Source organism: Syntrophotaleaceae bacterium, assembly GCA_041390365.1.
Taxonomy (GTDB): Bacteria; Desulfobacterota; Desulfuromonadia; order Desulfuromonadales; family Syntrophotaleaceae; genus JAWKQB01.
This window is the reverse complement of the sequence record JAWKQB010000003.1, coordinates 993,515-1,005,828: the sequence shown is the minus strand read 5'-3', so window position 1 is coordinate 1,005,828 and position 12,314 is coordinate 993,515. Positions and strand designations below refer to the sequence as shown.

Genomic DNA, 12,314 nt, shown 5'->3' with positions numbered 1-12,314 from the left:
ACAATGCGTTACCTGCCGCATACCGAGGACGAGATTCGGGCGATGCTCGAGGTGATTGGCGTGAAAAGTCTCGACGACCTGTTTCGCGGCATTCCCGAGGATTATCGGCTGCAGGGGGATCTGCCCCTGCCTCCGGCCCTAGACGAATGGCAGCTCGACCGTCATTTCCGCCAACTCGCGGATGCCATGGCCGTCAATCAGAACGTCCAGGTCCTGATCGGCGCCGGCAGTTATCATCACCATATTCCGGAAACCGTCCGCGCTCTGGCCGGACGAGGGGAATTTCTCACCGCCTACACCCCCTATCAGCCGGAAATTTCCCAGGGCACCCTGCAGGGGATCTTCGAATACCAGACCCTCACCGCCCGGCTGCTCGGCCTGGACGTGGCCAATGCCTCCTTGTACGACGGCGCTTCGGCCCTGGCCGAAGCCCTGCTGATGGGATTGAGGATCACCGGGAAAAAGAGGAAGGTGGCCGTGTCCCGGGCGATTCATCCCCACTATCGGCAAGTGGCGAAAACCTATCTCCAGGCCACGGAATTTGAACTGGTGGAGCTTCCCTTCCTGGAAAACGGTTGCACCGACCTCTCCGCCCTGAAGGGAGAGGATGACCTTGCGGCGGTCGCGCTGCAGTCGCCCAACTTTTTCGGGGTCCTGGAGGATCTGGAGGGTGCCGGGGACCTCATTCACGAAGCGGGTGCCCTTCTCATCGCCTGTTTCACCGAACCGCTGGCCTTCGGGCTGTTCAAAAGCCCCGGCCGCTGCGGGGCCGACATCGCCTGCGGCGAAGGTCAGAGCTTCGGCCTGCCCCGGTCCTTTGGCGGGGCGGGGCTAGGCATGCTGGCCTGCCAGGACAAATTCACCCGCAGCCTGCCCGGCCGTCTGGTGGGGGAAACCGTCGATGTCAACGGCAGGCGCGGCTTCGTTCTGACCCTGGCCACCCGCGAACAGCACATCCGCCGAGAAAAAGCGACCTCCAATATCTGCACCAACCAGGGCCTCTGCGCCCTGACCGCCGCCATGTACCTGGCATCACTCGGGGGCAGCGGCCTGCGGGAATTGGCCCGGCTCAATTACGACAAGAGCGAGTATCTCAAGAGCGAACTGCAGCAGGTGGGGGGAAAACTGACTTTCGCCGCCCCGACCTTCAATGAATTCGTCATGGATTTCACAGGCGACTTCCATCCAATCCGCCAACGGCTGATGGACAGGAAAATCGTTGCCGGTCTGGAGCTCGACCGGTTCTATCCGGAACTGACAGGGCATTATCTGTTCTGCGTAACCGAAACAGCGGACAAAGACGTTCTGGATACCGTTGTGCGGGAGGTGAAGGGATGAAGGAACTGCCGGGCAAAAGCGGTCTGGTTCTGAATGAACCCCTGCTGTGGGAAAAGGGCAAAAAGGGGCGCCGGGGCATGAGCATTCCCGCTTCCGACGTCCCCCGCGCCTCTCTGGATGAGAAACTCTTGGGAGAGGGCCCCGACTTCCCCGATCTCAGCGAAGTGGACGTGGTGCGCCACTACACCCGTCTGTCCCAATGGAATTTCGGCATCGACAGCGGCATGTATCCCCTCGGTTCCTGCACCATGAAGTACAACCCGAAGATCAACGAACGGCAGGCGGCCACCCCCGAGCTGGCGGCGGCTCATCCCCTGCTCGACGACAGCCAGGTCCAGGGCGCCTTGCGGCTGATGTTCGAGCTGCAGGAATTCCTTGCCGCCATCACCGGCCTGCCGGGTGTCTCCCTGCAGCCCGCAGCCGGCGCCCAGGGGGAACTGGCCGGTATCCTGATTTTTGCCGCCTGGCACAAAAGCCGCGGTTCCAAACGGTCCAAAATCCTCATCCCCGATACCGCCCACGGCACCAACCCGGCCAGTGCCGCCCTCTGCGGCTATCGTCCGGTGCCGATAAAATCGGGCCCCCAGGGGATCCTCGAACCCAAAGCCGTGGCGGATGCCATGGACGAGGAAACAGCCGGCATTATGCTGACCAACCCCAATACCCTCGGACTGTTCGAAACGCACATCCGGAAGATCGCCGATGTCGTTCACGGCAAGGGCGGACTGGTGTACAATGACGGCGCCAACATGAATGCCGTGATGGGTCTGATCGATCCCGCCCGCTGCGGTGTGGACGTCATGCACCTCAACCTGCACAAGACCTTCTCCACCCCCCATGGCGGCGGCGGTCCCGGAGCCGGGCCGGTCTGCGTTACCGCAGAACTGGCCGAATTCCTGCCCGCTCCCAGAGTGATCCGGGACGGGGAGCTCTACCGCCTGGAAGGAGCCCGGCCGGAGTCGATCGGTCGATTACATGCATTTCACGGCAATTTCAGCGTGCTGGTCAGAGCCTATGCCTACATCCGCACCATGGGCGCTGAAAATCTGAAAAAAGCCAGTCAACTCGCGGTCCTCAACGCCAACTATCTCAAGGAAAGGCTGAGGGGAGTTCTGCATTTGCCCTACGACCGCCCCTGCATGCACGAATGCGTTTTTTCCGATGCATGGCAACGGAAGCACAGGGTGACGACACTGGACATGGCCAAACGGCTCATCGACCTCGGGTTCCACCCCCCGACCATCTACTTTCCATTGGTGGTACCGGGAGCCATCATGATCGAACCGACGGAAACCGAAAGCAGGGACAACCTGGACCTCTTCGTCGAAGCAATGCAACAGATCGTCCGCGAGGCCGAGGAAAACCCCGAACTCCTGCGGCAGGCACCACAAAAAAGCAAACTGGGTCGACTTGACGAAACCACGGCGGCTCGCAGGCCGAGGCTGTGTGGTTAAAGGCGGTCCAGGGTCCAGGGTCCAGGGTCCAGGGTCCAGGGTCCAGGGTCCAGGGTCCAAAAAGATTTTGACTTTTCTTCCCCTGTGACGCAGCCGGAGCGGAGTGGACGGCGGGCGAAAAAGGCGGAAAAACTGTCTGAGGGAGCGCAGCGAGCGAGTTTTTTTCCGCCCGCCCGCCGTCTGCTCCGCGCAGGGAACCCGCCGCAGGCGGGCAAGGAGCGGGGCGCGTTTTTCTGCTTACTCTTTTGACGCGCATCAAAAGAGTAAGGCGTCGTGCGGGGACGCAACCCCGCGGTGTTGTTGCTGGTTGCTGGTTGCTGGTTGCTGGTTAAGCATTACTTTTTCTGCCAACATCTGCACAAAGGTCTTACAGTGTCAGCCCTCTATTGCCACCTGGGCCTGCTAGCGTACCAAGCAGCCCACGACCTTCAAACCTCTCTGGTTCAAAGACGCCGCCGTGGCGAACTGGATCAGGACCTGTTCCTGATCACCGAACACCCCCCGGTCTTCACCCTGGGCCGCCGAGGCACCCGCAATCACCTGCTGGTCTCAGAGGCATTCCTGTCGCATGAGGGAATAAGAGTTGTCCCCATCGAGCGGGGCGGCGACATCACCTATCACGGGCCCGGCCAACTGGTGCTCTATCCGATCATCGACCTGCGGCAGGCCGGACTCTCAGCAACCGGTTACGTCACCAAACTAGAGGAACTGATGCTGCGCATTGCAGCCGACTGGAACATCACAGCCAACCGGGATCCGCGCAATCGCGGCATCTGGGTCGGCGACAAAAAGCTGGGCAGCGTCGGCATCGCCATCCGCCACGGCATTGCCTTCCACGGCCTGGCCCTCAACGTCAACCCTTCCCTGACCCCTTTCGGCTGGATCAACCCCTGCGGCCTGAGCGGTGTGGAGATGACCTCCATCGCCAAAGAAACCGGGCAAGAGGCAACACTGGCGAAGGTGCTGAGCAGGCTGATCCATCATCTGAAAGATATTTTCAACCGCGATTTCAAGGAAACCACAAAGGAACCCTTCGTCCTTGCTGTCCCTGAAGTCCCATAGGTCCTTACGCGCCATGTCCAGACCAGACAAGCAAACGATAAAAACACAAAAACCCAAATGGCTCCGCCGCCGCCTGCCCAGCGGGCCCGAATACGAGAAAATCCGTCGGCTGCTGACAGGCAGGCACCTCATCACCGTCTGCCAGCAGGCCCTCTGCCCGAATCAGTTCGAGTGCTTCGCCGAAGGTACTGCAACCTTCATGATTCTCGGCGACCGCTGCACCCGCCAATGCGGTTTCTGCGCCGTGGGCCATGGTCCCCAGGGTCCGCCCGACCCCACCGAACCGGACCGGGTTGCGGAGGCGGTCGAACTGCTGGACCTGGATTATGCCGTGGTGACCTCGGTAACCCGCGATGATCTGGATGACGGGGGAGCTGCCCTGTTCGCCGCCACCATCCGTGCTATTCACGAACGCCGGCCGCAAACCCTGGTGGAGGTGCTGATTCCCGATCTGCGCGGCCAATGGCTGGCCTTGGCTGCCATTCTCGAAGCCGGTCCCCAGGTGCTCAACCACAACCTGGAAACGGTGCCACGCCTCTATCCCCGGGTTCGTCCGCAGGCCGACTACCTGCGTTCTCTGGAACTTTTGAGCCGGGCACGGGAACTGGCTCCGCACCTGGCGATAAAATCGGGGCTCATGCTGGGATTGGGGGAATCGCTGGAAGAACTGAAGCAGGTCTGGCTCGACCTGAAAGAGGCGGGTTGCGACATTCTCACCATGGGGCAGTATCTGCAGCCCACGGCGGAGCACCTGGAGGTGGAGCGATTCGTACCGCCGGAAGAGTTCGAGGAACTCCGGCTGCAGGCCCTGGCTGCCGGTTTCGCCGCCGTGGCAGCCGGCCCTTTCGTCCGTAGTTCCTATCAGGCGGAGCGGCTTTACCGCAGTGTTTCGAGAAGCTGGAACAGAGGTTAGGTATCCCGCCTGCCGGTCTTCTTTTGGGCCCCCGCAATCATGGCGTCCCTCTCGAAAAAGCGGGTTATGGCCATGCGGGCATACTGCGTGGAACGGGTACCGATATAATCCTGATGGGCGACCATGACAGCGATGGCCAGCTTTTTTCCGCCCTCCTTCTCCTGAGCGAAACCAACGAACCAGTCGAAGCGGACTTCGTGGGTGCTGTTGTCAATGCTGCCGGTTTTGCCGCCGATCTGCAGACGGGACAGAACCTTGTCCCGATCATAGCCTCTGAAAGCCTTGCGTCCGGTACCGGAGCTGATGGTGGTTTCCATCATCTGACCCAATACGACGGAAGCCTGGGCCGACATGACCTGGTGGAGGGCCGCAGTCGGGCGATTGTAGATGGCCTGTCCTTCGCCATCGACAATCTGATCGACCAGGCTGGGCGACACCATGAAACCGCCGTTTAGTACCGCCGTCGCCATCAGGGCTCCATGCAGGGGCGAAATGGTCGTATTGCGGTTGAAGCCGCTGGCAACTTCGGCCCAGTTATAGGGCTGATCGCTGATGGAAAATCGGCTGGCATCGAGGGGCAGTTCGAAATCCAGTGGTTCATTGAAGCCGAAAGCTTCCGCCGATTTTTGCAGCAGGGGTTTGCCCAGGCGCAACTGACCAAGCTTGCCGAACACAGGATTGATCGACTGGGCGAAGGCGTCCTTGAAGGAAACCGTCGTGGTATAGCGATTGACCAGGTCGGTTAGCTGTTTTTTGTAAAGGGTGTGCTTGTAACCGTTGAAACTGAGGGGACTGTCGGCAGTCAAACCGATAGCATCCACCGCAGATGCGGCGGTCACGATCTTGAAGATGCTGGCAGCAGGGAACTCGCTGCGCAGGCAGGGATTGGCTTCCGGATCATTCCTGTCGAAACCGGCCATGGCAAGAACCCGGCCAGTGTCCGCTTCCATCACCACAATCCCGATATAGCGGGAATTTTCCCGGTCCATCTTGCCAAGCAGATAGTTTTGCAGGTCCTCGTCAAGGCTGGTTTGTACCTGCAACATCTGCCGTTCGAGAGGCAGTTGGAAGCTTTTGGCGGGGAGGCCGCCCATCACCGGTATTCCGGCAAGCAGTTGCCGGACAGCCTGTTTTCCCGTCAGATTCTTGGATGACCAGGAAACGGTCGGTGCGGTTTTCTCTTCTGATTCCTTATGAATGGCCGGGGGGGCTTTCTGAATGGCTGATGGAGAGGAAGCCTGTGCCGTCCCTTGCCGATTTTCGGCGGTTTGATCGTCAAAAAACCCATCCAGATTGAAAATACCGACCAGAATCAAACCGACGATCACCACAACGGGCAACTTGAACCGACGCGACCAGGGCATTTTCCTTTCGCCCAGATGATAGTTCTGATAATCCCGCCAGTTGGGACGATTAAGGGAGTTACTTTGCCGGTTGGCTCGCTTGCGCATCTTCCCGAAGCTCCATCTCATGTCCAGATGTTCCCCGCTGCCGGGGTCCGTCAATCGAACCGACAATATAAATCAACCACTATTCTACATGCAAGAGTCAATCCTGCAACTTCCAGGCATTGGCCAACCTCAATAATCAACGATAGGTTTCCCGCCGGTAGATGAGGCTCGGCCGACCCCTGTAGATGCCGAAGGTGGCGCGCCCCGTCGGGTCGTTGTCGTGGCCCCCGATGCCGTCCCAATTATAGCGCAGCCAGGGCAGGGCCGACAGATCGACCTGCACGTCGATGAAACCGTCGTCACTGGGAGGGCTGAAGGTCAGTCCGGCGTCGCCGGAGACCATGGGGCTGAGCAGAGCGGCATTGCTGCTGCCGGTGCCGACGGCAACCGGCTGATCGCCGAAGACAGAAGTGGTGCCGTTGTCAAACGTCAGTTGGGTAAGAGCCAGCGCCGTGCAGCCGTCGTCCAAATTCCGCACGAAGGCACCATCGTCGTAATACTCGGCGCGTAGCGGCATGGGCAGTTGCAGCAGTTCCGAACCGTAGGCGTTCTGCAGCACCAGCCGGCCCCATCGCATGGTCTTGCCGTTGTCGAAGGGGATGCCGTTGCCGGCCGTTGCTGCACCGAAAGTCACGGGATTGGCGGTCGCGGCAATCCCGTCGGCATCCGCCACATTGATCGACAGGCTGATATCGGCCGCGAAGGGATCAACAGGGGAGTTGCGTTCGAAAAATAACCCTCCTCCTGCATTGAAGGTCAAGGTCCCCATGCCGCCGCCTAAATCGGCTATGACCGGATCGTTGGCCGGTATCCCGGAATCATCGAGGTCCCCGGTGGCGGCGGTGTAGGTTTTGTCGATCAAATTGCCGCTGGTGATCTTCCACCAGGAGCCGGAATAGTTCCCTGTTGTATCGCCCTGCTTGTTCCTGGCGATCACGGTAATTTCAGGAACAGTGGTATAGACAAAGGGCTGGCCGACATAGGTAAACCCGCCGGATTCGCAGCCTGTTTCGAACGTCGGACTATTGAGGGAGACGTCGAAATGATCCGGCGTGAATCGGCCGACAATAGTGCTGCCGGTGACATCGATGCCGCTATCCAGATAATTGCCCGCCCGGGCCTCCAAAGTCACCGTGCCGACCTCACTGTAGGAGGCTGTGCCGGTTGCCCGCCCCCCGGTGAAATTCCCGGAGTTCAAAGGACCACCTGTAAAAGTTCCGGGGGCGGGATTGGCCGCCGTTGCGTTGAGAGATGTTGACGCGGCAAAGTTGGGCGTCACGCTGCCGTCTTCGCAAACTCCGCTCACCTCGACGTCGAAATCCTCCCCCGCCCGCCAGTGGGGAGTGCCACTGGAAGTGGTGTTGTTCAGAGGAGCGCCGTCAGCGGTGGCCCTAACCCGCAGGTGGTGGGGGGCCGCGACGAACTCGGGACTGGTGCCGGTCAGGCTCAGACCCTGTTCCTCTCCGCTGCCCTGGAAGCTTGCATTCAGTTGCAGCTTACCGGCATCGGCATAATTGAGTTGCAGGGGACTGACGGCGTTTCCATCGAAGTCCAGAAGCACCTGCCCTGCTCCACTTAAAGGCAGCAGGGTTCCATTGACCCTAAGACGAGTGCTGGAGTTGGTCGGCACAAGGTAGGACGTGGACAACAGCACCGGCTTGTCCTCCTGATTCGCGAAACTTCCATGTCCGATACAGGCTTCGGAATGATCATCCTTGCGCACCGCCTGAATGGTGACGCCGGTCGAATTCGCGCAGGAGGTCAGGGGGCTGACCTGAAAAATGAAGCCGGAGTCGTGAAAAGCAATGGAACAGTCGCTGAGTGCGGTATCGGCATAACAACGCGTGGGATTGGCGGCGACTACGGTAGCAGATGCAATACTCACGACGGCTTCACCCGGGGTATTCCTTCGCAGATAAAGCTCCGGCGATGACCCCGCGAAGGTCACCGAGTTCGTTCCGCCGACCCAGGCACCCGAGGAGGCGGACAGAGAAACCGTTGTTTCGATTTCGGAACTGTTGGAACAATTCTCATCCGCGCACGCTTGCACCGAAATCGACGCCCGTTGACAGGTCAGAGCGTCGGCGGGATGAAAAATCCGAAAGTGATCGATCTGTGCCATCGTCCCTGCATTGGAACGATTGGGGGTTATCTCGTCGGTCGCTCCGGGTTTCTGGAAGGGAGACCAATCCCCGGTACCGTCCGGCAGCCTCTGCGCCCCTTTGATGCCCGGTCCCAAATCCACACGGTTATTCGCCACGGCACTGCATTCGCTTCTCTGGTAGTCGTAACCGTTAATGGAAAGATAGTCGATGACACCGTTGGCAGAATCGCGGATGGTAATGTCCATCCCGTTTATGTCCATTGCCTGTTCCGACGGAAAAAACATAAAGTAAGGATTTCCCCAAAGAGCTTCCCACCATTCGCCGCCTCCGAAACTGTAATTGACGCAGACGTCACGGTTGCCCTGGTGCCGGCAAATACGGGTCGTCCAACCACCTGCCAGAGCGAGTACCAGGCCATTGTCCAAGAGTCTGGTCTCCACAAAAGCGGGACCAGGCCCTTGTCCATCGTAGATTTCGTTGATGACCACGTCCCCCACATAATCCGAACAGACCGCATGGGCCTGGGATGTGGTCAGGAGGAATACCAGCAATCCTCCACAGTACAAAATAACCCTGAGTCTGGCTGTCATTGTTCCCACCCCGATTTCATGGAATCGCCCCCGTCACCCGGGCCTGCAGTTGCCGTGATACGTAATCACCGTTGCCGTAGGCGCCCTGCTCGGCCAGGGCGATGAGTTGAAAAACGGTATAGGTCTGTCCCCCCTCGGTTATGGAGGGACCGGCCTGACAACGAACGGTGACCCTGAAGCCATTAATAGCCAGCGCCGTGGCCGGGTCACAGGAATCGTCGACGAGAGCCCGGTATCCGCCCCATTCCAGGCCGCTGCTGGCCGCATGATAGGCTCGCGCTCCCTGCAGTGCCCAGAGCGTGGTGCGGCTCTGTACGCCGCTCATGGTGACCATGAAGCCGCCCAGCACCGCCAGCACCAGCAGAATGAACAATGCCGTGATGATGGAGAAACCATTTTCGGAGGACAAGGTCATGGCGCATTCTCCACGTGGACCTGGTGCAGCAGGGTGATGGTTTCGCCTTCTTCGGCCAGGGTCAGCCGCAGAGTCACCAGGCCTGACCGTTCCGGCGTACCAGGGTTATAATAAAAATTGCAGGATGTGACGTGGCGGGCCATGATGGCAGGGGAGTTGGTGGGTGAGGCGTTCTGCGCCGCGGCGATAGGGTAGCCGGAGTGGCGCTCCAGGGTACCGGCTCCCTGATTGAACACGTAGCTGACCGGACCATCCACCAGGAAAAATCGCTGAAAGGGGGATGCGAAGGGGAAGCGGGTATCGGGGGCAAACTGAACCGAAGTAGCGTTCCCGCCGGTCACCGTCCGCCGGAAGTTGGCCAGATAGGCATTGCCTGCGTTGCCGGTCGCCGTCAAATTGTAGACGACCAGGGCATGGCCGGGCGTCGGTGGATCGGACAGGGAGCCGAGCACATCAAAGGAATTATCTGCCTGGGTAAAATCCAGAATGTCGTCAGCGGCGGTCCCCCGGGCCCGGTAGCGGCCGCCATCGACGGTGTGCAGCAGCTCAAGGCATCGGCCGTTGGGGGTAATTCGCACGCTGTTGGGCAGGGCCTGCCGGATGTCGCGCTGCATGCGACGCAGGGCGTTGTCGGCAGCATCGGCAAGGGTTGCGCGCCGTGACAGGTCGAGATACCCCTCAATGGGCTTGGTGATGAACATGCCTCCCAGCGCAGCCAGAATGCCGACGATCACCAGCACGACGATCATTTCGACCAAGGTGAACCCGCGTTGGGAGTATGTGCGGAATGAAAGCCGCCGCATCAGAACCTCTGTGTTTTGGCGCATTCGTCATGCCCGAATGATTTTATCGGGCATCCATGACTTTCAAACTTACACCTGGATTCCCGATAAAGGCCTCGGGAATGACATCGTCAATAATTCGTCTTGAAACCGCTCAAGCTCAGGTTGATGCCGCTCGGGTGGCTGACTGTAACCGTCACCCTTTGGCAGTTGGCGGCAGCGATGCCGTTCAGTTCCTCGTTTACAACCGCCACCCTAACCCTATAGTTTTCAAGCCCGCCGATCAGCGTACCACTCTGATCGCGGGCGCCGTTTTCGTCCAAACCGTCATAATCGTCCACATCGTCCTTTAGGGAGCGCTGCATTTCACCATCCGTACCGTCCGGATCGGCGAACGGCTTCAGCAGTATTTCCTCGAGATAGGACTCGGCAATCGCCACCGCCTGGTGCTCCAGCATCGGATCGGCGCTGTGCTGCATGGTGCTATTGATCACCATGAGCACCCCACCCAGGGCAATGGAAACCACCACGATGGAGATGATCAGTTCGATCAGGGTGAAACCCCGGATATTATGGAGACGGGTCATGTTTCTCAATCTACATAGCCGCTCTCGGCGATAATGGAAAAGCTGAGATCATCCACGGTCACGGTCATGCCTGCGCTGGCCCCGCCCCGGGAATCAAAAACGATCTCGGTTACCGGCACCGCCGACAAGGATACTCCGCCAGGCGGTGAGGCGGCAAAGGGACCGGGGTTGCCCGGGCTTGAAACAGCCCGGGTATACGGTCCGCTGATGCAACTGTTGAGCCGCTGAAACAATCCGTACCGTCCGTTATTGCCGACACCGTTGGTGATGCGAAATTCCACAGGGCAGCCGCTCGCCACAGCCAGTTTCTGGCCATAGCGGGCCGCGTTGACTACCTCGTCGAAAAATCCGCGGCTCTTGAAGGCGTCGGTATCGAACAAACGCGGAATCGCAACCGCAGCAAGGATGCCTATCAGAACCAAAGTAACTATCATTTCCACGAGGGTGAATCCATTATTTACTTTATGGAACTTCATTTTCATTCAATCGGCGAAACCGCCCGTGTTGTCAGGATTGTTTAGAAAAGAACCCCCACCTTTTATAGGCGGGGGCTCTTTTACTCACCCACAAAGGCATCTAATTACCGTAAACAATAATTAATTGACCAGTATAAGCGTGTAATTCGCAACGACATCGTCAGAATTATCTGCAGCTGTACCATTATTATCCGTCACAGTGCAAGTAAGAGCCTCACCATCTGCAGCTCCTGTAAAGGCGTTGGTTGATAGAGTGTAGGTTGTTGCATCGAAACCTGTCACCACACCAGAGGCATCGGAGCAATCTCCAGTAATGGCAGTATAGGGTTTGCCGGCCATTTTGGCTGCATAATTCAGAGCAGCTCCCGAAGACAGCCCACCTGCAACGCCTTTTACAGCGGCCTCGCGCGCATCTTCTTTCAAATCAACAAATCTAGGCACGGCAACGGCAGCCAGAACACCCAACACCACGATGACGACTACAAGCTCAATCAAGGTAAAACCACTCTGATTTTTCATGCTTTCTCTCCTTTGTTTTCAATAATTAGTTGTAATAACAAGGCCGTTCCTTCGACGACCGAAGAAAAAACCTCCCGGCAGTTTGAGGCAAACATTTATTTTTTATTTACCTCTTCATCCATCGATATGACTCACAAGCCTCAAGTCCCATTGGAGTTCCACTCTCGCCATTCTCCCGAATACAGAGCCTGATACGAGACCGACCTTCAAGTGGGCTTTTAAAATCATCCGCATTGATCAAAAGATATACGAGTGCTTTCCTGTCTTGTTCAAAATACCAGTGCCCGGGGCTGATTTTATCCGCATCCGCCACATCTATTTCACCCATATACCCGGGCAGGTCCAGCCCCGTCTGCTCCCGCAGAATGCGAACCGGATTACAGTCAGCAAGGAATCCTTGGCCACTTCCATCCCTTGCCAATACACTCGCCAAAAACACTGCCGCCCGCAGATTTTCGATCGTGGCCTGCACATTCAATCTTTCCGCTTCGGCCTGCAGATGCCTTACCTTGTGCAGCAAAACTCCCATCAAAACCAGCAGGATACACGTCAGGACTCCCCACTCGAACAGTCGCAATGTCCAGCGTTGGTGGTGCTGCGGTGATTTGAGCTTCATCACCTC

Annotated in this window: 12 protein-coding genes; 4 read left to right on the top strand and 8 right to left on the bottom strand. The window is 58.4% G+C overall.

Going from position 1 to position 12,314, the window contains the following annotated elements; translation table 11 throughout:
• Positions 1 to 3 precede the first annotated feature (3 nt).
• The 4 genes from gcvPA (at position 4) to lipA (ending at position 4,767) form a co-directional block, all read left to right on the top strand.
• Positions 4 to 1,338, top strand: a complete 1,335-nt coding sequence (gene gcvPA, locus R2940_16855) for an aminomethyl-transferring glycine dehydrogenase subunit GcvPA (protein MEZ4601460.1) — start codon at positions 4 to 6, stop codon at positions 1,336 to 1,338.
• Entirely contained in the window at positions 1,335 to 2,792 is a 1,458-nt protein-coding gene (gcvPB, locus tag R2940_16850; GenBank protein MEZ4601459.1) for an aminomethyl-transferring glycine dehydrogenase subunit GcvPB, read from the top strand. The genes gcvPA and gcvPB overlap by 4 nt, the downstream gene beginning before the upstream one ends.
• Positions 2,793 to 3,065: 273 nt before the next feature.
• Positions 3,066 to 3,854, top strand: coding sequence for a lipoyl(octanoyl) transferase LipB (lipB, locus tag R2940_16845; protein ID MEZ4601458.1), 789 nt, complete (start codon positions 3,066 to 3,068; stop codon positions 3,852 to 3,854).
• Between the two features lie 13 nt (positions 3,855 to 3,867).
• A complete protein-coding gene (lipA, locus tag R2940_16840) occupies positions 3,868 to 4,767 on the top strand; it encodes a lipoyl synthase (protein ID MEZ4601457.1) in 900 nt (299 codons plus the stop codon).
• Here the strand turns inward: lipA and R2940_16835 are convergent.
• From R2940_16835 to R2940_16800, 8 genes are all read right to left on the bottom strand, one after another.
• Positions 4,764 to 6,239 carry a penicillin-binding transpeptidase domain-containing protein gene (locus tag R2940_16835; protein MEZ4601456.1) on the bottom strand — a complete coding sequence of 492 codons (1,476 nt, stop codon included), beginning with the start codon at positions 6,237 to 6,239 and terminating at the stop codon, positions 4,764 to 4,766. The genes lipA and R2940_16835 overlap by 4 nt on opposite strands.
• Before the next feature lie 115 nt (positions 6,240 to 6,354).
• Positions 6,355 to 8,913 (bottom strand): DUF6701 domain-containing protein, encoded by a 2,559-nt coding sequence (locus R2940_16830; protein ID MEZ4601455.1) that lies wholly within the window; start codon positions 8,911 to 8,913, stop codon positions 6,355 to 6,357.
• Positions 8,914 to 8,929: 16 nt separating this feature from the next.
• Positions 8,930 to 9,328, bottom strand: a complete 399-nt coding sequence (locus tag R2940_16825) for a pilus assembly protein MshP (GenBank protein MEZ4601454.1) — start codon at positions 9,326 to 9,328, stop codon at positions 8,930 to 8,932.
• Positions 9,325 to 10,155, bottom strand: a complete 831-nt coding sequence (locus R2940_16820; protein ID MEZ4601453.1) for a type II secretion system protein — start codon at positions 10,153 to 10,155, stop codon at positions 9,325 to 9,327. Before R2940_16820 ends, R2940_16825 begins: the two co-directional genes overlap by 4 nt.
• Positions 10,156 to 10,241: 86 nt before the next feature.
• Positions 10,242 to 10,697 carry a prepilin-type N-terminal cleavage/methylation domain-containing protein gene (locus R2940_16815; GenBank protein ID MEZ4601452.1) on the bottom strand — a complete coding sequence of 152 codons (456 nt, stop codon included), beginning with the start codon at positions 10,695 to 10,697 and terminating at the stop codon, positions 10,242 to 10,244.
• Between the two features lie 5 nt (positions 10,698 to 10,702).
• Positions 10,703 to 11,173: a prepilin-type N-terminal cleavage/methylation domain-containing protein gene (locus tag R2940_16810; protein ID MEZ4601451.1), complete on the bottom strand. Its 471-nt coding sequence runs from the start codon at positions 11,171 to 11,173 to the stop codon at positions 10,703 to 10,705.
• Positions 11,174 to 11,293: 120 nt separating this feature from the next.
• Positions 11,294 to 11,692 carry a prepilin-type N-terminal cleavage/methylation domain-containing protein gene (locus R2940_16805; protein ID MEZ4601450.1) on the bottom strand — a complete coding sequence of 133 codons (399 nt, stop codon included), beginning with the start codon at positions 11,690 to 11,692 and terminating at the stop codon, positions 11,294 to 11,296.
• Between the two features lie 106 nt (positions 11,693 to 11,798).
• Positions 11,799 to 12,308 carry a hypothetical protein gene (locus R2940_16800; protein MEZ4601449.1) on the bottom strand — a complete coding sequence of 170 codons (510 nt, stop codon included), beginning with the start codon at positions 12,306 to 12,308 and terminating at the stop codon, positions 11,799 to 11,801.
• Positions 12,309 to 12,314 lie beyond the last annotated feature (6 nt).

Bases quoted from the DNA above. Each gene is read 5' to 3' on its own strand.
- R2940_16805 (MEZ4601450.1), bottom strand. From the start codon at position 11,692: ATGAAAAATCAGAGTGGTTTTACCTTGATTGAGCTTGTAGTCGTCATC.
- R2940_16830 (MEZ4601455.1), bottom strand. From the start codon at position 8,913: ATGACAGCCAGACTCAGGGTTATTTTGTACTGTGGAGGATTGCTGGTA.
- lipA (MEZ4601457.1), top strand. From the start codon at position 3,868: ATGTCCAGACCAGACAAGCAAACGATAAAAACACAAAAACCCAAATGG.
- R2940_16825 (MEZ4601454.1), bottom strand. From the start codon at position 9,328: ATGACCTTGTCCTCCGAAAATGGTTTCTCCATCATCACGGCATTGTTC.
- R2940_16800 (MEZ4601449.1), bottom strand. From the start codon at position 12,308: ATGAAGCTCAAATCACCGCAGCACCACCAACGCTGGACATTGCGACTG.
- R2940_16835 (MEZ4601456.1), bottom strand. From the start codon at position 6,239: ATGAGATGGAGCTTCGGGAAGATGCGCAAGCGAGCCAACCGGCAAAGT.
- R2940_16810 (MEZ4601451.1), bottom strand. From the start codon at position 11,173: ATGAAGTTCCATAAAGTAAATAATGGATTCACCCTCGTGGAAATGATA.
- gcvPB (MEZ4601459.1), top strand. From the start codon at position 1,335: ATGAAGGAACTGCCGGGCAAAAGCGGTCTGGTTCTGAATGAACCCCTG.
- R2940_16820 (MEZ4601453.1), bottom strand. From the start codon at position 10,155: ATGCGCCAAAACACAGAGGTTCTGATGCGGCGGCTTTCATTCCGCACA.
- R2940_16815 (MEZ4601452.1), bottom strand. From the start codon at position 10,697: ATGACCCGTCTCCATAATATCCGGGGTTTCACCCTGATCGAACTGATC.
- gcvPA (MEZ4601460.1), top strand. From the start codon at position 4: ATGCGTTACCTGCCGCATACCGAGGACGAGATTCGGGCGATGCTCGAG.